Source organism: Albimonas sp. (assembly GCF_055129145.1).
Genome location: NZ_JBSRTQ010000042.1, coordinates 1 through 22,637 on the forward strand (window position 1 = coordinate 1; position 22,637 = coordinate 22,637).

The following is a 22,637-nucleotide window of genomic DNA, read 5'->3' on the forward strand; positions in this document are numbered from 1 at the left end:
CCGCGCCCAGCGTCACCACCACGCCGCGCGCGCCCCGCGCCCGCAGCGCGCGCGCCGCGGCGGCGGCCTCCTCGACCGTTCCGGCCGAGGGGAGGCCGGCGAGCATCGCCGCCTCGGTCTGGTTCGGGGTGATCCAGTCGCAGAGCGCCAGCAGGTCGTCGGGCAGGGCCGCGGCCGGGGCCGGCGCGGGGTTGAGAATGGCGAGCGCCCCGGCGTCGCGCGCCAGCTCCAGCCCGCGACGCGCGGCGGCGAGCGGTTGTTCGAGCTGGGTCAGGAACGCGCCGGCCCCGGCGAAGGCGCCGTCGGCGGCGGCGGCCTCGACCGCCTCCGCCGTCAGTTCACCGGCCGCGCCGGGATGCACCGCGATGGCGTTCTCGCCCGATCCGGTCTGCACGAACACCACCGCCGCCCCGGTGGGCTGGGTGTCGGAGACCGAGGCGTAGGCCGTCACCCCGTTCGCCGTCCAGGTGGCCCGCGCCATCTCCGCCCCGGGATCGCGGCCGATGCGGGTGATCAGCCGCGCCTCCGCCCCCAGCCGCGCCGCGCCGACCGCCTGGTTCGAGCCCTTGCCGCCGGGGCGCAAGGCGAACCCCTCGGCCAGCAGGGTCTCGCCGGGGCGGGGCAGGCGGGGGGCGCGGCAGATCGCGTCCATGGCGAAGATGCCGAGCACGGTGACGACCCCCCTCGAGGGGGTTTCGGCGGGGTCGTTCGCAGGGCCTTCGGTCGGGGCGGTCATGCGATCTCCTCCTCGGCGGGCGACCATCCGTCGCCGTCGCGCGCCAGCAGCGGGGTGCGGAACACGCCGGTCACGGCCTCGGGCGGGACGGCATGGGCGCCGCCGATCCGCGCCCGCCACCGCTCCGTCTGCAGCATGGCGCAACCGACCGCCACCGGGGTCACGCCGACCTGCCCCAGCAGGGACAGTCCCGCGGACATCGAGGTCCCGGTGGAGATCACGTCGTCGATCAGCGCCACCCGCCCGCCCTCGACCAGCGGCAGCAGGCGGGGGTCGAGATAGAGCCGCCTGGCCGCATCGGGAGAGGTGATCGACGTGAGCGGGACCGACAGCCGGTCATCGTACCAGAATTTCCGCGAGGTCCCGAAGGGCGCGTAGCGGGCGTGGCCCAACCGCTCCGCCACCGCGCGGGCGAGCGGCAGGCCCAGCGTCGGCAGGCCCGCGATGATGTCGGGGGCGTAGGGGCGGATCAGCTCGGCCAGCGCATCGGCCAGCGCCGCCTCCACCGAAAAACTCGCCTGGTTGAGGATCAGCGAGGCGATGGCGTGGTCGGTCCCCATCAACGGCCGGATCGGCAGATGCAGGACGCGGCCGTCGGGCAGGCGGGCGGGATAACGCTCGGACCACGGCGCGGGGGCGGCGGCCTCGGCGGGCTCGATCGCCTGCCAGAACTCGTGGGGGTGAAGGGGGGCCGGTGCGGTGCGCGTCTCGGTCATCCTCGGGGCTCCTTCTCAAGCGGCCAGGCTGGGTCTAGCATCGGGCGCATGGACCAGCCACTCCCCCGGCCGCGCTCGACCTCGTCGCGCTTCGCCGCGACCTGCACGCCCATCCCGAACTGGGATTCGAGGCGCATCGCACCGTCGCCATCGTGGCGGAGCGGCTGCGCGCCCTCGGCCTCGAGGTGACGGAGGGGCTCGCGGGGACCGGCGTCCTGCGCACGCCGGGCGGCGACCGGGCGGTGGGGCTGCGCGCGGACATGGACGCGCCGGCGATGACCGAGGCGGTGGGGAGCGACGCACGGCCCTGGGCCTCCGCCGCGCCGGGGCGGAGGCGCGCCTGCGGGCATGACGGGCGCCCGGTCATGCTGCGCGGCGCCGCCGAGGCGCTGGCGGCCTCTCCGCCGCCGGGCGTCGTGCATTTCATCTTCCTGCCCGCCGAAGAGGGCCGCGGCGACGCCAGGCGCATGGTCGAAGAGGGGCTCTTCGAGCGCTTCCCCTGCGACATGGCGTTTGGGTTGCGCAACATGCCCTGCCTCGCGCCCGTCGAGATGGCGGTGGTCGAGGGGCCGCAGCTCGCGTCGTCGGATTCGTGGCTCTGCCCGTTCGGGAGCGTCGGCGCCCATGGCGCGAAACCGCATCCGGGGCGCGATCCGATCACCGCGACGGGGCGTTTCTTTCCGCGCTGCAGAACGTTCCGGGGCGGGTGGTGGACCCGCTGCAGCCCTCCGTCGTCTCGGCCTGCTCGGTGCGGGCGGGGGATCGGGCGGCGCTGAACGTGATCCCGGATGTGGTGGAGATCGGCGGCGCCGCGCGGGCCTGCGCGCACGAGGTCCGCGATCAGCTGGAGCGGGAGATCGGCCGGCGCGCCCGCGGCGTGGCGGAGATGTTCGGGATCGAGGCCGACTGCCGCTTCATCCGCCGCATCCCGCCGGTGGTGAACGCCCCCGACGCGACCGAGGTGGCGCTGGCCGCCGCGCGGGGCGTCTGCGCGGACGGGGAGCGGACCGCCCTCCCGCCCTCCCCCGCCGGCGACGATAACGCCTTCTTCGTGGGCGAGGCGCCGGGGGCCTATGTCTGGCTTGGAAATGGCCCGGCGGCGGACGGCGCCCCGCATCACAACGCCGCCTACGATTTCTGCGCCGCGGCCATCCCCGCCGGCGTCGCCTTCTGGGCCGAAGCGGCGCGCAGGAGGCTTGCCTAAGCGCCTCGCCCCGAGAGCCCGTCCTCCAGCGCCGAGGATGCCCACATCCGCGGCGCGCACCTCTTCGGTCGCCATGTCGGCGACGGTTCCGCCCGCGATCAGCAGGTCGAAGGGGGCGTCGCCACGGGCGACGGCGACGGCGCGGTCGCGCAGCTCGCCTCGTTCAGGTCATCAGGCCCGGTCATCCGTCATTCCCCAGCGCGGCGAGGCAGAGCGTCTTGACCGCGGCGGCGTCGAGGCCCGCGGCGATCTCGGCGTTAGGGGCTTCGGGGCGGCGGAGCTCCACCACCGTGCGGCCGCGGATATGCAGGCCGGTCAGTTCCGCTTCCAGCCGCACCGGGACCAGGTCGAAGGGGGCCGGGCGCAGATGGGCCGCGGCGACGACGGGGTCATAGAGGGCCATGGTCGCCCGCTCCCGCTCCCGCGCGATGTCGAGACCGCCGCCGAGCAGGCCGGCGAGCAGCGCCGCGTGGGGGGAGGCGGAGGCGCGCAGCGCGGTCACATCGTCCTCCCCGACCTGCACCCGGCGACAGGCGTCGAGGTCGATCATGCGAAGGGGGGCGCCGCGAGCGAGGAGGATGACCAGCGCCTCGGGGGCGGCCAGCGCGTTGAACTCGGCCGACGCGGCGTGGTTGCCCGACGTGACCCCCCATCCGGGTGATTTTTTGGAGGCGGGTCAGCAGGTCGGGTCAGCGCCAGCGCGGCGAGGTTGGTCAGCGGCCCGAGCGCGAGGATTTCCGCCCCTTCCCGTCCCTCCAGCCAGCGGGCGAGCGCGCCGATGGCGTCGGGCCGCACGCTATCCGGCGCCTCAGGCAGGGTCAGCCCGCGCGAGCGGATGCCGGTGTGGCCGAGGATGCGCTCGGCGGTCTCGGCCCCGCCCAGCACGGCGCGGTCGGCGCCGGCATGGATCGGGAAGCGCCAGCCGAAGACCGCGGCGGCGGCCGAGGCGTCGGCGCGGACGCGGGGCAGGGGGACCACGCCGAATCTCAGGGAAATGCCGTCGATCTCCGCGTGCCGGCCCAGCAGACGCAGCGCGAAAAAGTCGTCGGCGCTCATGTCGGTGTCGACCCAGACCCCCATCACGCGGCCCTCGACAGCCGCACGGCGCGCGCGGGCGGCAGGTCGAAGGCGACCTCGGATCCGGGCGCGCGCGGCGGCGCCGAGGCCGGGATTTCCACCTTCGCCACGCCAAGCGGGGTATCCAGCGCATATTCCCGATGCGCGCCGGCGAAGGCGGCGCCGCGGATCACGCCCGAACAGGGGCCGGATCCGAGCGTCACCCAGCCGGGGCGCCAAGCGAGGGCCGCCCGCTGCTCCTGGCCGCCTGAAAGCGCGGCGGGGGCGCGGGCGGCGACCTTGGCCGCAAGGTCGGGCTCGCGGCGAAGGCGCAGGCCGAAGGCCACGTTCTCGAACACGGTCAGATGGGCAAAGAGCGCGTAGGACTGGAACACCCGCCCGACTTCGCGGACGCGGGTGATGACGCGGCCGTCCAGCCGGATGGTTCCCGATTTCGGCGTCAGCAGGCCGGCGATCGAGCGCATCGTCGTGGTCTTGCCGCAACCCGACGGCCCAGCAGCGCGATCAGCTTTCCCCACCGGACCCGCAGGTTCAGCCGGTCCGCCGCCACCGTCCCGCCATAGGCCAGCGTCAGATCCTCGAGCGTCAGGTAAGCGTCAGACATATTTCGAAAATCCCAGGGATTTTCCGGCGGCGAAGACGATGGCGACCGACATGAAGGCGAGCAGCGCCGAGAGCGCGGCGACCGAGGGGTCGTAGTTGATCTCCAGGTAGGCGATCATGTCGACGGGCAGGGTGCGGACCCCGGAGCCGGACGGCAACAGCGACAACGGCGCCTGTTTGAAAGAAGTCACGAAGCCCAGGATGAAGGCCGCCGGCACGCCCCCGCGGATATTCGGCCGCACCACCCGGCGGAAGGCGCCGACGCGGGTGCAGCCCAGCAGCACCGCGGCCTCCTCGATGTGCGTGCGCAGGTTTTCGAGCGAGGCCGACGCCACCCGCACCGCATGGGGCAAGATCAGCTCGGTATGGGCGAGGCGCAAGGCCGGCCCGATCCCCGCCCCGGTCGGGACCGCCAGATAGCGCAGCAGCGTCAGCCCCACGATGAAGCCCGGCACGATGATCGGGGCGGAGACGACGGTCCGCACCGCCTCCGCCCCCGGGACCTTGTCGCGGTTGAGCCCGTAGGCCGCCGGAAGCCCCGGCGCCAGCCCTGCCAGCGTGCCGAACGCCGCGAGGAACATCGACATGACGAAGGAGGCGCGGAAGCTCTCGATCTCGAAGACCTCGACCCCCAATTTCAGGCTCAGGCCCTGCGGAGGAAAGGCGAGGGTCTCGCCTGCCGACAGGGCGGCGGCGATGACGATGAAGAACGGGCCGATAAGGAACGGCAGCGCCAGCCCCAGCACCGCCCAGGTCGCGAAGCGCGCGCTCAGATGTCCGCCCCCGCCGCGCCCCCGCCATGCGCCTGAGCAGCAGGTTGGCCGAAAAGCTCATCAAGATCAGGATCATGGGGATGACCGAGGCCGACGCGAAGTCGTGGGCCACCGCGACGCGCTGAGAGGGCGGCGTCTCCGGCATCAGCACCTCGGAGCCTCCGAGTGTGGCGGGGGTTATGTAGGCGGTGAACGAGCCGGCGAAGACCAGCGTGCCGCGGATCGTCAGGCCCTCGCGCGTCAGGGGCGGGATCACCCGGAAGAACACCTTCGCCCAGTTCGCGCCCAGCACGCGGGCGCCGGGGACGACGTCCTTGGGCATGTTCTCCATCGCCGAGACGAGGCTGATGATCATCAGCGGCAGGATCGCCAGCCCGAACGCCCGGCCCCGCGTCTTGCCGGTCAAGGAGACGATCGCGTAGGCGGCGGCGTAGCCGAGCGCCACGGCCAACTCCGCCGCCAGTTGCGGGGACCGCCGGAACACCGTGCGGTTGCGCGCAGGTGGGCGACCTTCATGTCAGGGTCTCCGTCGGGATGCGTCGGGGGGCGGGCGGTCGGGGGCGGGCGGACGAGAGCGGGGGGGGGCGGTGGATTCGCGCGCGATCAGGCTCATCGGGGCGCCGGCCTCGGCCGGGGACTCGCCCCCCGCGATGCGGTCGCCGTCCTGGGCATGGTGGTCAGCGACGGGGCGACGGCGGCGGAGAAGGCGAGGTCGTCGACCCCCGCCACGCTCGCCTCGCGCGGCGTCGCGATCCCCGCCCGCTGAAGGGCGGTCAGGATGCGCGGCGCGTGCAGGTGCGAGGAGGCGGCGAAGGCGGTGACGCGGGACCGGGCGAGGGCCGGGAAATCGGTTTCAGGCGCTTCGTCGAGCCAGATCGTCTTGATCCGGGCGGCCGCGCCGAGCGCGCCGCGCAAGCCCCCGATCCGGTCGCGCTGCACCGAGGAATCGCGGCTTTTCCCCACCATCGCGAAGCTTTGGTGGCCGAGCGCGAGCAGATGGCCGGCCAGCGTCTCCCCCCGTCCGGACGTCGGCCGACATGGTGTTGCCGGGGCTGGAGGGAGGGTCGATCATCGCCAGCGGCACGTCGAGCTCGATCACCCGCGTGCCCCGGCGTGGCGCCCCGATGATGCCGTCGGCGCCGCGCTGGACCCGCCGTTGCAGGGCCGCGGTCTGGGCGTCGACGTTGCCATGGGCATCGGCGATCAGCTCGCCGAAGCCCTCGCGCGCCGCCGTCGCCTCCACCGCCTGGGCGATCTGGGGGATGAGCGGGGTGGCGAGGGACGGCGCCGCCAGGCCGATCACGCCGGCGCGCGTCCGGATCCGGCTGGCCATCGCCTCGGACACGCAGCCCTTGCCGGACAGCGCGTTGGACGCGGTGGCCGAGGACACGCCGAATTCCGCGGCGATGCTCTGCTGGATCGGGGTCGGCGGATGGACGAACACGGACGGGTCCGCCGTCTTGGCGGTCGGATTAAGCCATTGAGAATTTGCGAACTCTCGGTCGGGGAAGTCGAACGCCGTCGGGGCTGACCCAAGGGAGGGCGGGCCGGCGAGGCGTGGCGCGAAGGGAAGGCCGGCCCGAACGCCCCGCCGGGTCGGCCCAGGCGACGTCGCCCGAATCGGCGCGTCGCGCGAGGTCCGGCGCCTGCGCGCCGGTTTCGTCGCCGGGGCGCCGTTCCGCGCCGTGGCGGCGCGGTTTCGTCCCCCGTGCGGATCGTGATTCGCAAAGCTTGACGCAGATCAGGACTTTTCGTTCGAAGGCGTCGCTGCGGGGCGGCCGACGCCGCGAAACGCGGGCGGCCAGCCGCCGATCCCCCGGAAACCGAACGCTCTTCGGCGTCGCCCGCGCGGTGATCGCCCCCCACTTCCCCGGTTTTTTCGCGCCCCAACCCCCCTCAATCGCGCAAAGCGGCGTCCCGCGGCCCTCAGGCGGGTTGCGGTCGGGCGCGCAAGCGGCCATGTCCCGCAGCAGGGCCTTCGCGGGCCCCGAGACGATTCCGTACGGGAGCCGTCCGCCCCCGGCACGAAAGCGACACATGATCGATTCCCTTGGCGTTCCCCCGGCGTTGGCCGAGGCCCTCGCGGCCCGCGGCTACGACGCCCTCACCCCGGTCCAGCGCGCGGTGCTCGAACCCGACATGGCCGGGCGGGACGCGCTGGTCTCGGCGCGCACCGGCTCGGGCAAGACGGTGGCCTTCGGGCTCGCCATCGCCCGCACCCTGATGGGCGACGCCGACCGGTTCGACCGGGCCGGCGCCCCGGTGGCCCTCGTGGTCGCGCCCACCCGCGAACTGGCCCTGCAGGTGCACCGCGAGCTGGAATGGCTCTACGCCCCCGCCGGCGCCGTGCTCGCGTCCTGCGTCGGCGGCATGGACCCGCGGGCCGAGCGTCGCGCGCTCGACCGCGGCGCCCATATCATCGTCGGCACCCCCGGCCGTCTGCGCGATCATATCGAGCGCCGCGCGCTCGACATGAATTCGCTGCGCGCCGTGGTGCTGGACGAAGCCGACGAGATGCTCGACCTCGGCTTCCGCGAGGACCTGGAGTTCATCCTCGGCTCCGCGCCCGAGGATCGCCGCACGCTGCTGTTCTCGGCCACCGTGCCGCGGGGCATCGCGGCGCTCGCCGGCAAGTTCCAGCGCAACGCCATCCGCGTGCAGACGGCGGAGGAGAAATCCCCGCATGTCGACATCGACTACCGCGCCTATCTGGTCGCGCCGTCGGACCGGGAGAACGCGGTCTACAACCTGCTGCGTCTGCATGACGCCGAAAGCGCGCTGGTGTTCTGCGCCACCCGCGCCGGCGTCGGCCACCTGACCGCGCGCTTCGCCAACCGGGGGTTCCCGGTGGTGGCGCTGTCGGGCGAACTGAGCCAGACCGAGCGGACGCATGCCCTTCAGGCGATGCGCGACGGCCGCGCGCGGGTCTGCGTCGCCACCGACGTGGCGGCGCGCGGCATCGACCTTCCGGGGCTCGAGCTGGTGATCCACGCGGACCTTCCGACCAACGCCGAGACGCTTCTGCACCGCTCGGGCCGCACCGGCCGGGCCGGGCGCAAGGGCACCTGCGCGCTGATCGTGCCGGTCAAGGGCCGCCGCCGGGCCGAGAGCCTGATCCAGCAGGCCGGGGTTCAGGCCACCTGGGCGCCGCCTCCGGGCGTGACCGAGATCCTGACCAACGACGACGCGCGGATCCTCTCCGACCCGGGTCTGATCGACCCGGTGACGGAGGACGAGAGCGCGATGGTCAAGGCCCTGCTGGAGAAGCACGGCCCCGATCAGGTCGCCGCCGCCCTGCTGCGCCGCCTGCGCGCCGGCATGGCCGCGCCGGAGGAGCTGATCGACGTCGCCAACGTCTCCTCCGCCCCGCGCGCGCCGCGCGCTCCCTTCGGGGCGAGCGTCTGGTTCGAGTTGTCGGTCGGCCGCGCCCAGCGGGCGGAGCCGCGCTGGCTGCTGCCGATGCTGATCGAGGCCGGCAAGGTCGGCCGCGACGACGTCGGCGCCATCCGCATCCTCGACACCGAGAGCTACGTGCAGATCTCGGCCGCGCGGGCCGACGATTTCGTCGCGGCGCTGGGGCCGGACGGGCTGATGGAGAAGGGCGTGCGCGCCCGCCGCTCCGACGGCCCCCCGGCCGGATCGGAGCGGTTCTCGGGGGGCGCGCGTCCGTCTTCGGGCGAGCGTCGGCCCCCGCGGGGCGCCGGCGGCCCCGGCGGTCCGAAGCGCCGCCCGCCCCGCGACCGCGACTGATCGGGCGCGCAGGAAATGCTGCCCTGGGTCCATCTGGGAAACGCCACCACGCCCGGCGGAGACACGCTTCGCCTGGCGCAGCGCGGCCATGAGTTCTCGATCAAGCTGGGCGGCGGGACGGAGCTGATGAACTCCCGCCAGTCGGGGTCGGAAGAGGCTTTGGCCACCCTCGTCATCGACCGGCTGGCGGCGGCGGGGAACCTCGCTCCCCGCCTGATGATCGGCGGGCTCGGCATGGGGTTCACCCTGCGCGCGGCTCAGGCTCATGCGGGGCCTGACGCGCGCTTCCAGGTGGTGGAGATCGTGCCCCAGATCGTCGCCTGGGCCCGCGGGCCGATGGCGCCGCTCTTCGGCGACAGCCTCGCCGACCCGCGGGCCGAGGTGAAGGTGGCCGATGTCGGCGCCTGCATCCGGGAGGCCTCGGGCGAGTGGGACGGCATCCTGCTCGATGTCGACAACGGGCCGGAGGGGCTGACCCGCCCCGGCAACAACCGCCTCTATTCCGAGGTCGGGCTCGCCGCCGCCCATGCGGCGCTGGCGCCGGGCGGGATTCTGGCCGTGTGGTCGGCGTTTCCCGACAGCCCGTTCGGCAAGCGCGTCGGGCGCGCGGGCTTCACGGTGGAGACGATCACCGTGCGCGCCGGCAACAACGGCAAGGGCGCCAAGCACACCATCTGGCTCGGCCAGCGCGATTGATCCATTCGCGACGGTCCGTTTCGCGACGGTCTGTTTCGGGGTGCGGCGCTTGCCGGCCCGGCCGCTTCGGGGGACCATGCCCCCCGCGGCGCGCCCCTGCGCCGCTCAGGCCCCGGGAGGCGCGCGATGAGCTGGAACCCCGCCCTCGACCCCGATCTGCCGAAAGGCGACGCGGTCGACGCCATCGAAACCGTGATCGTGCCGCGCGCCCGCGACCTCGGCGGGTTCGAGGTGCGCCGCGCGCTGCCCGCGCCCAGGCGGCAGATGGTCGGGCCCTTCATCTTTTTCGACCAGATGGGCCCGGTGGAGTTTCTGCCGACCCGCGGCCTCGACGTGCGCCCGCATCCGCATATCGGGCTGGCGACGATCTCCTATCTGTTCCGCGGCCGGATGCACCACCGAGACTCCTTGGGCACTGACCAGTGGATCGAGCCCGGCGCGGTCAACTGGATGGTCGCCGGCCACGGCATCACCCATTCCGAGCGGACCGACGACGCGGCCTGGATCGACCCGATGCCGTTCTTCGGCATCCAGACCTGGGTGGCCCTGCCCAAGGATCACGAGGACCGCGCCGCCGAGTTCGAGCATGTCGCGGCCGACGCGCTGCCCGAGCTGGAGGCGGAGGGGAAGACCGTGCGCATCGTCCTCGGATCGGCCTGGGGCGAGACCGCGCCGGTCAAGACCGCCTCCGAAATGTTCTACGCCGACGCGGTGCTGGCCCCCGGCGCCGCGATCCCGCTGCCCGACGGGCATGAGGACCGCGGGGTCTATGTGGTCGACGGCGAGGTCAGCGTGGCGGGAGAGCCCTATGCGGCGGGCCGGATGATGGTGTTCCGCCCCGGCGACCGGATCTCGATGACCGCGGGGCCCCAGGGCGCGCGGGTGATGCTGCTGGGCGGCGAGACGCTGGAGGGGCCGCGCTACATCTGGTGGAACTTCGTCGCCTCGTCGAAGGAGCGGCTGGAGGCGGCGAAACAGGCCTGGCGCGAGGGCGACTGGGCCCATGGCCGTTTCCGGTTGCCGCCGGGCGACGACGCCGAGTTCATCCCGGCCCCGGCGCGCTAGGCGGAGACGGCGCAAGGCGGTTTGGCGCCCGCCCTGCCTGACGTCGCCGCCCCGCGTAGGGCGGGTGCGAACCCGCCATCCTGCGTTGCCAAGGAGTCGCCCCCGCCCGCCGCGCAATGCGACCGGCGGGGCCGCGGGTTCAGCCCGCCCGGCGCCAAATCTGGTCGCCGTCGGGGCCGGGCTCGATCACGCCTTTCGAGCCCACGGGTTCGGCCTCGCCGTCGGTGAGGAAGGCGATGGTCGCTTCGTCCTCGGGCAGGACCTTGGCGAGCGTGCGCTGGCCGCCCTGTTCCGAGATCGCCACCACCACCCCGAAGCGGGGCGCGCCGGCGCGGTCGTAGAAGACCGTGTAGGTCTCCAGCCGCGCCGGGCCGGGGGCGGTTTCGGCCAGCGGCGGAACCGGGTCGCGGGCGGCTTCCGCCTCGGCCTGGACGTCGAAATCCTGCGGGAAGGACGCGGCCTCGATCGGCGCGCCGGAAAGGACGATCGAGTGGTTCTTGGTGGCGATCCCGCCATTGGCGAAGAGCAGGCCGGTGGCCTCGCCGCCCCGCAGCCGCTCGGTCATCTCCACCACCGCATGGGACATGTAGTTGCCGATGGGCCCGCCGCCGAAGGTCAGCCCGCCGAAGACGGTGGCCGGGCGATCCTCCGGCCAGCCGATCACGCGCCGCGCCATCTTGGGCACGCAGGGGAAGCAGGAATAGAGCTCGACATGGTCGAGGGATTCGGGCGCCACATGGTTCAGCTCAAGCGCCCGGGTCAGCGACAGGGACATGGAGGTCGAACGGTCGTAGCGGTCCCGCTCCAGCGGATCGAGCGTCTCCATCGCCGCCGCGCCCATGCCCACATAGACGAGCTGGGCCTCGGGGACGCCGCGGCGGCGGGCTTCGGCGAGGCTGGTCACGATGAACCCGGCCCCCTGGTTGACCGAGGAATTGGCCACCATCAGCTTGGTGTAGGGATGGGCGAGGGGGCGGTTGTCCGGCCCTGGCGTGACGATCTGCCGGGCGGAGGCGCCGCGACGGATCCAGGCGCCCTCGTTGCCCTCCGCCACCTCGGCGAAGCGGGACCAGATCGCGCCGGTCTCGGCCTGCGCCTGCGCCAGAGTCTGGCCCCAGGCCGCCCGCGTGGCGTTTTCATAGAGCGGATAGACGTCGATGGGCGCCATCAGCCCATACTGGCGGCGCAACGGCGTGGCGCGGCTGGCGGAGACCTCGGCCACCGATTTGTAGGCGGGGGCCTGGCCTTCGGCGATGGCCTTCTTCGTGAAATAGGCGGCGTTGCGCAGCGCCTCCGCCCCGACCACGGCGCAGATCTTGGCCTCTCCGGCGCCGATGCGGTTGGCGGCCTCGTTCAACAGGCGGATCGGGCCGTCGCCCGAGGCGGTGGGCGTGGTGACGGTGTGCGCCGGCCGCACGTCCATCCGCTCGGCCAGCGTGACGGCCATGTCCTCGTCCTGCGGCCAGGAGAGTTGAAAAACCACCGCCAGGCTGTCCAGCGCGTCCAGCCAGCCGCCGCCCGCGTCGTCGTCGGCGGTCAGCAGGGCGCCGGCCATCAGGCCGAGGCTGTCGAGCCCGTCATCGGGGTCGTCGGGCCGGTCGTTGATCTGGCCCACGCCGACGATGACGGGAATGCGCTCGGGGTCGGTCATGGTCATGCGCGTCAGATCCTCATTTGGCCTGCCATACGGGCGCGCGCTTCTCGGCGAAGGCTTTGGGGCCTTCCTTGGCGTCGAGCGAGGCGAAGACCTTGGCGCCCTCGCGCACGCTGCGTTCCCACAGCTCGGCATCGGCGGGCACGGCGTTTCCGTCCATCCCCATGGCGATGCGCTTGGACGCCTGCACCGAGAGCGGCGCGTTGGCGGCGATCTTCTCGGCCATCGCGAAGGCCGCGTCCAGCAGGTCGTCGAAAGGGACCACCTGGTTGACGAGGCCGAGCTCCAGCGCCCGCGCCGCCGTGATCGGCTCGCCGGTCAGGATCATCTCCATGGCGATCTTGCGGGGCACCTGCTGGCCGAGCCGGAAGACCCCGCCGGCGGCCGCGAAGATGCCCCGCTTGACCTCGGGCAGGCCGAAGGCGGCGGTGTCGGCGGCGATCACGATGTCCGAGGCGAGCGCCAGTTCGGATCCGCCGCCGAGCGCGAACCCGTTGACCGCGGCGATGATCGGCTTGCCGATGGGGTGGGAGACGAAGCCCGCGAAGCCCCAGGCGAGCTGGGTCGGATCCTCGGGCCGCAGGCTCTCGCCCCGCGACAGGGCGACGAGGTCGGCGCCGGCGCAGAACGCCTTGTCGCCGGCGCCGGTGAGGATCACGCAGCGGATCTCGGGGTCGGCTTCGGCGTCTTCGAGCGCGAGGCCGAGGCCGACATGCACTTTCGCATTCACCGCGTTGCGGGCCTTGGGGCGGTTGAGCGTGACCAGCATGATATGGCCGCGGCGTTCGACCAGGACGTCTTCGTTGGCATGTTCCATGGGGTTTCCTTTCGGGTCAGGCGACGGCGGGCATGGCCGCGGGCGCTTCCAGAATGTCTTCGGCGACGAGCCGCTCGATCTCGGTGGGCGAGAGGCCGAGCCATTGGGCGGCGACCTCTCGGGTATGTTCGCCGGCCTGGGGGGAGGGGCCGGAGGCGGGGTCGGGCCAGCGGTCGGAGAGGACCGGGGCGTTTTCGACCGTGTAGGGGGCGGGCAGGAACGGGTGGGTTCCGGTCCGGAAATGGCGGCGGGCGATGAGATGCGGGTCGGCGGGCAGCTCGTTCACCCTTGCCATGGCGCCGGCGGGGACGCTGGCGGCTTGCAACGTTTCCATGGCCTCCGCCGCGGGCCGTGCGGCGAGCCAAGCGCGCAGCGGGGCCTCGGCCGCCTCCCGGTTCGCACGGCGGGCGGCGGCGTGGGCGAGCCCGTCGGCCGCCGGATCCCGCCCGATCACGCCGCAGAGCGCGGACCAGTCCGCGTCGTCGCGCACCGTCACCGCGCACCAGTCGTCGTCGCCGGCGGTTGGAAACACCCCCCAGGGGGCGCCGGGGGCGGCCTCGGGCCCCTCATGCGGCAGGCCTGCGCGCAGGCGGGCGATGTCGGCGGCGAGATGCGAGAACATCACCTCGGCCTGGCTGACCGAGACGGCGCCGCCCCGCCCGGTCCTGAGCCGCCGCACCAGCAGCGCCAGCGCGCCCGTCGCGCCGACGCGGGCGGCGACGTGGTCGGGATAGATGGTCAGCGCATCCGAAAACCCGTCGGGGTCGTCCGCGTAGCGCCATTTCCCGGTCAGCCCGGCATTCGCCCGCACCAGCGGCCCGTAGCCCATCCGCCCCGACCACGGCCCGGTCGCGCCGAAGGCGGAGCTGTCGACCGACACGATCCCCGGATTGGCGCCCGCCAGCGCCGCGGGGCCGAGACCCAGCTTCTCCATCACCCCCGGCTTGAAATTCGAGAGCACCACGTCGGCCCCCGCGGCGAGGCGCAGGAACAGGTCCCGCCCCTCCGCCGCCCGCAGGTTCAGCCCGAGGCTGCGCTTGTTGCGGTGGGCGGAGGCGAAGCTGATGGTCATCTTTTCGCCCGCGAAGGCGGCGCGGGAGCCGTCGGGAAACGCCTTCGCCTCCACCTTCACCACATCGGCGCCCAGATCGGCGAGCAGCCGCCCCTGGTCCGAGCCGACAACGATGACGCCGAGATCGAGCACCCGCAGCCCCTCCAGCGGCCGCGCCGCCGGGGATTTTTGGGGGGCCGGGAACGTGTCGGCGACGGCCGGCGCCGCGATGTCCGCCAGCGCAGGCGCGCCCCCCGCCGGCCCGGCGCGGCGGCCGTCGATGACCAGCACGCCGTTGGGCAGCGCGGCGGTTCCGCCGAAGGGGGTTTCCACCGTCGTCTCGGCCTCGCGCGCCCGGCCGTGGTCGCTGTCCAGCATCTCCTCGAGGCTCAGGAGCGCGCCGACGGCGACGCCGCGGGCGGCGCCCTCCGCTTCCAGCACCGCGCGGGTCTGGGGGGCCATGAAGTCGCCGATGGCCTCGACCAGACGGGCGGAGGCGTAGCGTTCCCGCGTCAGGTTGAACTTCGGGTCGGCGAATTCCTCAGGCGAGCCCATCCAGGTGAAAAGCCCCTGCCACTGCTTGGGCGACAGCACGCAGATCCGCACGCGCCCGTCTGCGCAGGGCACGATGGGGTAGAACACGCCGCGGGAAGGGCGGCCGCGGGGCGCGTCCTCGGGCGGGCCGCCGGAGGACGCGGCGCCGGCGGTCGCGTAGGGCGGGTCGAGCGCCTGGATGGCGCCGTCGAGCGTGGAGAAGTCGAGATGGACGCCGGCGCCGGTCCGCATCCGCTCCAGCAGCGCGGCAAGCGCCACAAATGCCCCCTGCGCGGCCGCCGCCCCGGCCGCGATGCGGCCCGGCGGTATCAGCGGGTCGCGGCCCGAGAGGCCGGAGCGCGACAGTCCGCTCGACATCGCGTGCAGCACCGGGTCGGTGGCCTGCCAGCCGCTCCGCCCGCCGGCGAGGCCGAAGTCGCCGACCGTCATGACCACCAGGCCGGGGAAACGGGCGCGAAGCTCGGCCGGGTCCAGCGGGAAGGCCGCGCGGGGGCCGATGTCGACCAGCGCCAGATGGGCGCGCGCCAGCATGGCGTCGAGCCGGGGCGCATCCCCGGGCAGGGCGATCACCGCACAGCCCTTGCCGGCGTTGAGCGCGGTGAAGTCCAGTTCCGCCGCCCGGTCGTCGTCTGGCCGATCCCAGGCGCCGGCGGGCGGCTCGATCCGGGTGACGGCAGCCCCCAGCTCGGCCAGCGTGCGGCCGATGGCGGCCATCGGGCCGGCGACCAGGTCCAGGACCTCGATCCCCGCCAGCGGCAGGTCGGCCCCCGCCAGCGGCGCATCCGGGCGGCTTGTCATTGCTCCAACTCCCTCCCTGCCGCTATCTGGTCCGCAGAGGATCCCAGTAACGGACGTGTTTCGTCCAAAATAACCGCGCGGAGGCGCCATGCAAGAGCCTGATCCGTCCTTCGCCGCCGCCGCGTCGACGCAGGAGGCCCCGGAGCCCGACCGCAAGCCTCCCGGCCGCCCCCGCGACCCGACGCTGGAGGGGCGGGTGCACGACGCCGCCATGACGCTTTACGCGGAGGCCGGCTGGGCGGGGTTTTCCATCGAGCGGATCGCCCGGCTCGCCGGGGTCGGCAAGGCGGCGATCTACGCGCGCTGGCCGACCAAGCAGGCGCTCCTGCGCGACACGTTCGACCTGCGCTGGGAGCCGATGAAGGACATCGACACGGGGTCGCTGCGCGGCGACCTTGCCGCCTGGGTGGCGCTCTCCATGCAGCGCCATGGCGACCGGCGGGCCGGGATCGTGATGAACAGCCAGGTCGACGCGCTGCGCCACCCCGAATTCCGCGACGTGGTCGCCCCGTTCCAGGCGGTCGCCGCGCGGCGGATGCGCAAGATCTTCCACCGGGCGCGGGACCGGGGCGAGCTCGCGCGGGACGTGGACCTCGACCTCGCGGTGCTGATGGTGGTGGGCCCGACGACGTCGCGCTTCGCCCGGATCGACGCGACCCCGCAGGAGATGAGCGTGGCCGAGGTCGCGCAGTTCACCGAACATCTGGTGGAGCTGCTGATCCGGGCCTTCTCCCCCCGCTGACACGTTGTGTCGGACATTGCGCTCGGCCCCTCCCTGCATCATTGTGGACGGAGAACGTCCGTAAAGCGGATGCGCAAACATGTCTGGGAGGACAGGGTGACCCCGAATATCACGCGCGCCTCGGCGCCGACTTTCTCCATGCTTGCAGGCGCGGCATGACCGGGCTGGTGCTGCGGGACGACCGCGACGGCCTCGCCACCCTCACCCTCAACCGCCCCGAAAAACTGAACGCGCTGACCCTGCCGCTGTTCCGGGAGCTGCGCGCTCATATCGAGGCGTTGGCGATGGATGACTCCATCCGCTGCGTGGTGCTGCGCGGCGCCGGGCGATGCTTTTCGGCCGGAAACGACCTCGGTGGGATCGCCGCAGGGGGCGAAACGCCGCCGCCGGGCTGGCAGTCCGAGACGCTGCGGATGCTCGAGACCCTGCCGAAACCCGTGATCGCCGCGGTGCATGGCCATTGCTACACCGGGGCGCTGGAGGTGGCGCTGGCCGCGGATTTCATCCTCGCCGCCGATGACGCGAAGTTCGGCGACACCCACGGCAAGTGGTCGCTGACCCCGATCTGGGGCATGAGCCAGCGCCTGCCGCGCCGGGTCGGCGTCGCCACCGCCAAGCGGATGATGTTCACCGCGGACACCATCAAGGCCGACGAGGCCCTGCGCATCGGTCTGGCGGAATGCGTCGTCCCCGCCGCCGATTTCGACGCGGAGATCGAGGCGCTGGCCCGCAGGATTCTCGGCAACGCCGTTTTCGCCCAGTCCGCCGCCAAGCGGCTGCTGGACGCCACCGACGGCATGGCGCTGGATGACGGTCTGCGCCACGAGTGGGAAAAGTCCGAAGGCCGCGGCCCGGATTCCGCCGACCGCATCGCCGCCTTCGCCAAGCGCTGAGAGGACACGCCATGAACCTGGAGAAGGGCGAGGCGCTCGACGCCTTCCGCGAGGAGGTGATCGCCTTCCTCGACGCCAACGTCACCCCCGACCTGGTCGAGGCCGGGGCCAAGACCACCAGCGTCTTCGCGCCGTTCGAGCAGGCGATGCGCTGGCAGGGCATTCTCGCCCGCCAGGGCTGGGCCGCGCCGAACTGGCCGGTGGCATACGGCGGCTCGGGCTGGTCGCCGGAGCAGAACGACGTGTTCGGGGCCGAATGCGCCGCGCGGGGCCTGCCGCCCTTGCTGCCGCATAACCTCAAGATGATCGGGCCGCTGCTGATCGATCTCGGCACGGCCGAGCAGAAGGCGAAATACCTGCCCGGCATCCTCTCGGGCGAGGACTTCTGGTGCCAGGGCTATTCGGAGCCGAATTCGGGGTCGGATCTCGCCTCGCTCCGCTGCATGGCGGTCGCGGATGGCGACGATTACCTGATCACGGGCCAGAAGATCTGGACCACTTACGCCCATCATGCCAACCGCATGTTCATGCTGGTGCGGACCTCGACGGCGGGCAAGAAGCAGGAGGGGATCACGTTCCTGCTGCTCGACTCGATGGATCTGCCCGGCCTGACGGTGAAGAAGACCATCGGGCTGGATGGGTTCCCGGAGCAGTGCGAGGTGTTTTTCGATGCCGTGCGCGTGCCGAAGGCGAACCGGGTCGGCGCGGAGAACGACGGCTGGTCGGTGGCGAAACACCTGCTGAAATACGAGCGCGGCGGCCTGGCGCCGGGACCCTCGATGCGGCGCAAGCTCGCGGCCCTGCGCGAAGCGGCGGCGCGGGCCGATGACGGGTTCGGGGCGACGATGCTCGAGGATCCGGCCTTCCTCGAACGGCTGGGGATGCTGGAGGGCGACATCGCCTCGCTCGATTTCCACTACCAGCACGCCCAGGGCGGGGGGGAGCCGGCGCGCGATCCGGCCTATCCCTCGATGATGAAGACCATGTCCTCGGAGGTCTCGCAGGCGATGTCGGCGATGATGATGGAGGTCGCGGGGCTGGAAGGCCTGCCCCGGCAGCTCGAAGCGCTCACGGTCGCGGGCAACCGCGGGCCGCTCGGCACCGGGTTCGAGATGATCGCCATGCCCTATTACCTCAACACCCGCGCCGCCTCGATCTATGCGGGATCGAACGAGATCCAGCGCGATCTGATCGCGCGCACGGTCATGGCCGGCTGAAGGGAACGCACGACATGGATCTGACCTTCACCGACGAGCAGGTGATGCTGCGCGACAGCCTCGGCAAGTACCTGGAGAAGAATTACGATTTTGAAAGGCGCAAGGCCATCGTCGCCTCCGGTCCGGGCCATGACGCCCGGATCTGGGCGGAGCTGTCGGAGATGGGGCTGCTGGCGCTGGCCATCCCGGAGGCCCGCGGCGGGCTCGGCGGCACGGCGGTGGACGTGGCGGCGGTGGCCGAGGTGATGGGCGCGCGGCTGGTGGTCGAGCCCTGGCTGCCGGCGCTGCCCGGCGCTCTGGCGCTCGCCTTCGGCGCGCCGGGCGAAGCGGCGGATGCGCTGCTGGCGGGGCTTATGGAGGGCGCCTCCCTCGTCGCCTTCGCGCATGAGGAGGGTCGCGGCCTCGCCGAACCCGCCCGCGTCGCGATGAAGGCCACGCAAGGGCCGGACGGCCTGACCCTCGATGGCGCCAAGCGCTACGTGCTGGGGGCCGGGGCCGCGTCGCATCTGGTGGCGTCGGCCCGCGTCTCGGGCGCGCCCGGCGACCGGGGGGGGCTGGTGGTTGCTCTGGTCGCGCGGGACGCGCCGGGGGTCACGCTCGAGCCCTACGAGACCATCGACGGGCGCCGGGCGGCCAATGTGCGCTTTGAGAACGTGAAGGTTCCGGCCGCGGACATCCTCGCGGACGAGGGCAAGGGCGCCGATCTGCTCGATGCGGCGCTGACCCAGACCATCGTCGCGCTCTGCGCCGATGCGGTGGGGGCGATGGGGGCGTTGCTCAAGATCACCATGCAATATGCGGGCGACCGAAAGCAGTTCGGCGTGGCCATCGGCAGTTTTCAGGCGCTGCGCCACCGGATCGCGGATATGGCGATGGCTTATCAGAAGGCGCGATCAACGATGATCGTCACCGCGGCGATGGTCGAGGCCGGGCGCCATGCGCCCCGTGATCTCCGCCTGATGAAAGCGCAGGTGGGACGGCTGGGGCGGGAGCTGGGAGAATCCGCCGTGCAGGTCCATGGCGGGGTGGGGATGACCGACGAGCTGAGCGTCGGCCATTATTTCAAGCGCCTGCTGGCGATGGACGCGATGTTCGGCGCCTCCCGCCAGCATTTCCGGGCCATCGGCGCCGGCTGAACGGGGGGGCGCGGCCGAACCCGCCGCGCCCCCCTCGCCGTCAGGACGCCGGCAGCAGCCGGTCGACCAGCGCCAGCCAGTAGGCGACCCCCTGCGGGATCGCGGCGTCGTTGAAGTTGTAGTCGGGGTAGTGCAGCTTGCCCGAGACATGGTCCGCGGACCCGGTCCCCATCCAGATGTAGTTGCCCGGCCGCTCGTTGAGCATGAAGGCGAAATCCTCGCCGGCCATGCAGGGCTCCGCCTCGCGCACCACATTGCCGGCGCCGACGATGGAGGCCGCGACCTCGGCGGCCAGATCCGCCTCCGCCGCCGGGTTGACGCAGGGCGGGTAGTTCTTGCGGTAGTCGATGACCGCCTTGGCCCCGAAGCCCTCGGCGATGGAGGTGGCGAGCGCGCGCAGCCGCGCCTCCGCCTTGTCGCGGGCCGCCATGTCGAAATAGCGGACCGAGCCGCCCAGAACCGCCCGGTCGCCCATCACCACATAGGCGTCGGAGCCCTTGAACATCGAGATCCCGATGGTCGCCGCCTGGAAGGGCGAGAGGTTGCGCCCGACGATGGACTGCATCGCGGTGACCACATGCGCGCCGATCAGCACCGTGTCGACGCCGGCATGGGGGACGCCCGCATGGGTGCCCTGACCCTCGATGGCGATGTCGAAATAGTCGATGCCCGCCATCGCCCCGCCGGCCAGCGAGGTGAAGGTGCCGAGCGGCTGGTCGGGCATGTTGTGCAGGCCCCAGACCGTCTCGCAGGGGGCCTTGTCGAAGAGGCCCTCGACCACCATCTCGCGCCCGCCGCCGCCGCCTTCCTCCGCCGGCTGGAAGATCAGCGCCACGGAGCCGGCGAAGTCGCGCGTCTCGGCCAGCACCTTGGCGGTGGCGAGCAGCATGGCGGTGTGCCCGTCATGGCCGCAGGCATGCATCTTGCCTGCGTGGGTCGAGGCGTAGTCGAGCCCGGTCCGCTCCTGCATCGGCAGCGCGTCGATATCGCAGCGCAGGCCGATCATCGGGCCCGGGGCGCGGCCCTTGACGATGCCGACGACGCCGGTGCGGCCGAGGCCTTCGATGATCTGGTCCACGCCGAATTCGCGCAGACGCTCGATGATCAGGGCGGCGGTGCGGTGCTCCTCGAAGCCGATTTCGGGATGGGCGTGGATGTCGCGGCGCCATGCGGTCGCCTGGGGCGCCAGCTCCATGATCGTGTTGTGGTGGCGGCTGCGGAGGAAGGGGGCGTTCATGGCGTGCGGATCCCGTGGCTGTTGCGGTGCGGCGGCCGACTTTGGGCCCCGGGCGCGGGCCGGGTCAATGCGTGCGCCGCGCCGCAGGAGGGCAGGGCGGGGGGCAGCGCGGGGGGGGGGGCGGCCCGGTTAACCAATTCTGAGAACCGACCTGCGCAAATGGGTCTGGCGGGCGGCGCATGTCATGCTAGCGTCGCGAAATCGTCATGTCGGTTTTCGGGGAGGTTCGTTTCATGCTTCGATCCCGCAGACAGGCCGCGCACGCGGTTTTCGGGGCCGTTCTCGGCGCGCTGCTCGCTGCGACGCCGGCCTCCGGCCCGCTGCGCGCGGCGGAGACCCAGGCCGGGGCCGCCGCGGCCGCCTCGCATGCCGAGTGGCGCCAGACCTGCCGACATTACGACAACCGCGCGCGCTTCCTGCCGCGCGGCGCGCCCGGGGCGGCCGATGCGCCGTTTCTCGTCCGTCTCGCCGACGCCTGCATGGCGGCGCTGGACCTGGTCGAGGGGCCGGCGACGGCGCGCCCGTCGCCCAGGGTCCTGGCCGAGACGCTGCTCGATCGGCTCACCCTGCTGCGGCTTGAGGTGAGCGCCATCAACCGCGATCGGGTGTTCGGCGCCTCCCGCGACGCGGCGGATGGCTGGGGGGCGATGGGGGCGGTGTCCGTCACCGGCGAGTATCTCATCGCGCGTCACATCGGCGTGACCAAGGCGCTGAATGCCATGAGTCCCAAGGGGATGACGATCGCGGGCCGCTGAGCGGACGCTCCGAGCCGGGCGGATCGTAAACACGCGGTTAAGGATTTCGGACGTAACGTCGCGGTAGAGTTGGGGGGGCGCCTGTGGCGGGGGCGCTTCGGACGAAGCCTGCGCGTCGGACGAAGCCTGCGCGTCGAGCGTATGATCTTGCGACGACCGCCTTCAAGCCCGGACGGAGCGTGGAATGAGTCGTGCCTTGCAGCGTATCACTTATGTGGAAGACGAGCCGGATATCCGCGCCATCGCCGAACTGATGCTGACCAAGGTCGGCGGATTCGAAACCGACATGTGCGCCTCGGGGCAGGAGGCGCTGGACCGGACCGGGGCGTTCAACCCGGACCTGATCCTGCTCGACGTGATGATGCCCGGGCTCGACGGGCCGCAGACGCTCGCCGGCCTGCGCAAGGATGCGCGGCTGGCGCGGACCCCGGTGATCTTCGTGACCGCCAAGGTGCAGGGGCGGGAGGTGTCGCGCTACATCGCCATGGGCGCGGTGGACGTGATCCCCAAGCCCTTCGATCCGCTCACCCTTCCCGACCGCCTGCGCAAGATCTTCGACCGCGCCAACGCCGATCCCGGCGGCGGGGAGGCGGCGGCGGAACGGGTGTTGACCCTGGTCGAACAGCATTGCCGCTCGCTCGTTCGGCAATCGGCGCATCTGCGCGACCTGCTCGACGGCCGCGCGACGCCGGGCGCGAAGGACGCCGCAGCCGCCACCGCGACCGTCGCCGGCGATATCGCGGCCATCGCCCATACCCTGACCGGCAGCGCCGGCGCCTTCGGGTTCTCCGAGATCAGCGAGGCGGCGCGGGCGCTGGAGGCGGAGGCGGAGCGGGTCGCCAGGGCGGAGGCGCAGGTCGAAGGGCTGCGGGGCCCCTATGAGCGTCTGGCCGAACTGATCGCCATGGTGACGCCGGCGCAGTCGCGCCTCTACCGCGCGCGCCTGTCACGGACGGCGGGGGAGGCGTCGTCGGGCGACTGAAGCCGCGGGCGGGTTGACCCAACGGGCGGGAGGAGGCCGCGCCGGGCGCGGGGAGGCGGGGCTCGCGCGGGGGCGCGCCGCGATCTAGGGCCGCGATCTAGGACTGTAACCGCCGAGTCGGAAATGTTAATCCTGCTTGAAGCGCCCGCCCGGATTTCGCGTGCGGAAGCGTCGCGTTTT

The 22,637-nt window shown here is 72.5% G+C and carries 24 protein-coding genes and 1 pseudogene; 11 read left to right on the plus strand and 14 right to left on the minus strand.

All coding sequences use genetic code 11. The annotated features are described in order from the left end of the window. Positions 1–736 (minus strand): PfkB family carbohydrate kinase (locus tag ACTB72_RS08980; RefSeq protein ID WP_463036651.1); only part of this gene is annotated, 736 nt, incomplete at its 3' end. Then, on the minus strand, positions 733–1,452 hold the full coding sequence (locus tag ACTB72_RS08985; RefSeq protein WP_463036652.1) for a phosphoribosyltransferase: 720 nt from the start codon (positions 1,450–1,452) through the stop codon (positions 733–735). The genes ACTB72_RS08980 and ACTB72_RS08985, both read right to left, overlap by 4 nt. Positions 1,453–1,604: 152 nt before the next feature. Between ACTB72_RS08985 and ACTB72_RS08990 the strand changes: the two genes are divergently transcribed. Further along, a complete protein-coding gene (locus ACTB72_RS08990) occupies positions 1,605–2,228 on the plus strand; it encodes a M20/M25/M40 family metallo-hydrolase (RefSeq protein ID WP_463036653.1) in 624 nt (207 codons plus the stop codon). Then, positions 2,162–2,656 carry a M20/M25/M40 family metallo-hydrolase gene (locus tag ACTB72_RS08995; RefSeq protein ID WP_463036654.1) on the plus strand — a complete coding sequence of 165 codons (495 nt, stop codon included), beginning with the start codon at positions 2,162–2,164 and terminating at the stop codon, positions 2,654–2,656. Before ACTB72_RS08990 ends, ACTB72_RS08995 begins: the two co-directional genes overlap by 67 nt. 181 nt (positions 2,657–2,837) lie before the next feature. On the opposite strand, the gene ACTB72_RS09000 is transcribed toward ACTB72_RS08995, so the two are convergent. The 8 genes and pseudogenes from ACTB72_RS09000 to ACTB72_RS09035 form a co-directional block, all read right to left on the minus strand. Next, a complete protein-coding gene (locus ACTB72_RS09000; RefSeq protein ID WP_463036679.1) occupies positions 2,838–3,260 on the minus strand; it encodes a nucleoside hydrolase in 423 nt (140 codons plus the stop codon). Next, complete coding sequence (locus ACTB72_RS09005; RefSeq protein WP_463036655.1) at positions 3,203–3,736, minus strand: nucleoside hydrolase; 534 nt, start codon at positions 3,734–3,736, stop codon at positions 3,203–3,205. Before ACTB72_RS09005 ends, ACTB72_RS09000 begins: the two co-directional genes overlap by 58 nt. After that, on the minus strand, positions 3,736–4,197 hold the full coding sequence (locus ACTB72_RS09010; protein WP_463036656.1) for an ATP-binding cassette domain-containing protein: 462 nt from the start codon (positions 4,195–4,197) through the stop codon (positions 3,736–3,738). The genes ACTB72_RS09005 and ACTB72_RS09010 overlap by 1 nt, the downstream gene beginning before the upstream one ends. Then, positions 4,173–4,337, minus strand: a complete 165-nt coding sequence (locus tag ACTB72_RS09015; RefSeq protein WP_463036657.1) for a hypothetical protein — start codon at positions 4,335–4,337, stop codon at positions 4,173–4,175. The genes ACTB72_RS09010 and ACTB72_RS09015 overlap by 25 nt, the downstream gene beginning before the upstream one ends. Continuing rightward, positions 4,330–5,082, minus strand: coding sequence for an ABC transporter permease (locus tag ACTB72_RS09020; RefSeq protein WP_463036658.1), 753 nt, complete (start codon positions 5,080–5,082; stop codon positions 4,330–4,332). Before ACTB72_RS09020 ends, ACTB72_RS09015 begins: the two co-directional genes overlap by 8 nt. A gap of 73 nt (positions 5,083–5,155) precedes the next feature. Next, positions 5,156–5,593 (minus strand): annotated as a pseudogene (locus ACTB72_RS09025) (ABC transporter permease subunit); the annotation flags it as partial. Positions 5,594–5,718: 125 nt separating this feature from the next. Then, entirely contained in the window at positions 5,719–6,075 is a 357-nt protein-coding gene (locus ACTB72_RS09030) for a substrate-binding domain-containing protein (protein ID WP_463036659.1), read from the minus strand. Beyond that, a complete protein-coding gene (locus tag ACTB72_RS09035) occupies positions 5,963–6,499 on the minus strand; it encodes a LacI family DNA-binding transcriptional regulator (RefSeq protein WP_463036680.1) in 537 nt (178 codons plus the stop codon). The genes ACTB72_RS09030 and ACTB72_RS09035 overlap by 113 nt, the downstream gene beginning before the upstream one ends. Before the next feature lie 647 nt (positions 6,500–7,146). Between ACTB72_RS09035 and ACTB72_RS09040 the strand changes: the two genes are divergently transcribed. The 3 genes from ACTB72_RS09040 (at position 7,147) to ACTB72_RS09050 (ending at position 10,620) form a co-directional block, all read left to right on the plus strand. After that, positions 7,147–8,859, plus strand: coding sequence for a DEAD/DEAH box helicase (locus ACTB72_RS09040; RefSeq protein WP_463036660.1), 1,713 nt, complete (start codon positions 7,147–7,149; stop codon positions 8,857–8,859). Between the two features lie 15 nt (positions 8,860–8,874). Continuing rightward, positions 8,875–9,555 carry a polyamine aminopropyltransferase gene (locus tag ACTB72_RS09045; protein WP_463036661.1) on the plus strand — a complete coding sequence of 227 codons (681 nt, stop codon included), beginning with the start codon at positions 8,875–8,877 and terminating at the stop codon, positions 9,553–9,555. Between the two features lie 126 nt (positions 9,556–9,681). Next, positions 9,682–10,620 (plus strand): pirin family protein, encoded by a 939-nt coding sequence (locus ACTB72_RS09050; protein WP_463036662.1) that lies wholly within the window; start codon positions 9,682–9,684, stop codon positions 10,618–10,620. A gap of 139 nt (positions 10,621–10,759) precedes the next feature. Here the strand turns inward: ACTB72_RS09050 and ACTB72_RS09055 are convergent, their stop codons facing one another. The 3 genes from ACTB72_RS09055 to ACTB72_RS09065 are packed head-to-tail and all read right to left on the minus strand — an operon-like array spanning position 10,760 to position 15,495. Then, positions 10,760–12,277: an acetyl-CoA acetyltransferase gene (locus tag ACTB72_RS09055; RefSeq protein ID WP_463036663.1), complete on the minus strand. Its 1,518-nt coding sequence runs from the start codon at positions 12,275–12,277 to the stop codon at positions 10,760–10,762. A gap of 13 nt (positions 12,278–12,290) precedes the next feature. Further along, positions 12,291–13,091 carry a crotonase/enoyl-CoA hydratase family protein gene (locus ACTB72_RS09060; RefSeq protein ID WP_463036664.1) on the minus strand — a complete coding sequence of 267 codons (801 nt, stop codon included), beginning with the start codon at positions 13,089–13,091 and terminating at the stop codon, positions 12,291–12,293. 16 nt (positions 13,092–13,107) lie between these two features. Continuing rightward, on the minus strand, positions 13,108–15,495 hold the full coding sequence (locus ACTB72_RS09065; RefSeq protein ID WP_463036665.1) for a CaiB/BaiF CoA-transferase family protein: 2,388 nt from the start codon (positions 15,493–15,495) through the stop codon (positions 13,108–13,110). 88 nt (positions 15,496–15,583) lie between these two features. Here ACTB72_RS09065 and ACTB72_RS09070 point away from each other — a divergent pair, with 88 nt between their 5' ends. The 4 genes from ACTB72_RS09070 (at position 15,584) to ACTB72_RS09085 (ending at position 19,483) form a co-directional block, all read left to right on the plus strand. Next, on the plus strand, positions 15,584–16,237 hold the full coding sequence (locus ACTB72_RS09070; protein ID WP_463036666.1) for a TetR/AcrR family transcriptional regulator: 654 nt from the start codon (positions 15,584–15,586) through the stop codon (positions 16,235–16,237). A gap of 155 nt (positions 16,238–16,392) precedes the next feature. Beyond that, the gene (locus tag ACTB72_RS09075; RefSeq protein ID WP_463036667.1) at positions 16,393–17,130 is read left to right on the plus strand and encodes an enoyl-CoA hydratase/isomerase family protein; all 738 of its coding nucleotides are present in this window, start codon (positions 16,393–16,395) and stop codon (positions 17,128–17,130) included. Between the two features lie 11 nt (positions 17,131–17,141). Then, complete coding sequence (locus tag ACTB72_RS09080; protein ID WP_463036668.1) at positions 17,142–18,347, plus strand: acyl-CoA dehydrogenase family protein; 1,206 nt, start codon at positions 17,142–17,144, stop codon at positions 18,345–18,347. 14 nt (positions 18,348–18,361) lie between these two features. After that, positions 18,362–19,483, plus strand: a complete 1,122-nt coding sequence (locus ACTB72_RS09085; RefSeq protein ID WP_463036669.1) for an acyl-CoA dehydrogenase family protein — start codon at positions 18,362–18,364, stop codon at positions 19,481–19,483. Positions 19,484–19,523: 40 nt separating this feature from the next. Here ACTB72_RS09085 and ACTB72_RS09090 read toward each other — a convergent pair whose 3' ends face one another. After that, positions 19,524–20,720 carry an amidohydrolase gene (locus tag ACTB72_RS09090; protein ID WP_463036670.1) on the minus strand — a complete coding sequence of 399 codons (1,197 nt, stop codon included), beginning with the start codon at positions 20,718–20,720 and terminating at the stop codon, positions 19,524–19,526. A 233-nt stretch (positions 20,721–20,953) separates the two neighbouring features. Between ACTB72_RS09090 and ACTB72_RS09095 the strand changes: the two genes are divergently transcribed. Next, positions 20,954–21,475 carry a hypothetical protein gene (locus ACTB72_RS09095; RefSeq protein WP_463036671.1) on the plus strand — a complete coding sequence of 174 codons (522 nt, stop codon included), beginning with the start codon at positions 20,954–20,956 and terminating at the stop codon, positions 21,473–21,475. 196 nt (positions 21,476–21,671) lie between these two features. After that, positions 21,672–22,457, plus strand: a complete 786-nt coding sequence (locus ACTB72_RS09100) for a response regulator (RefSeq protein WP_463036672.1) — start codon at positions 21,672–21,674, stop codon at positions 22,455–22,457. Positions 22,458–22,637 lie beyond the last annotated feature (180 nt).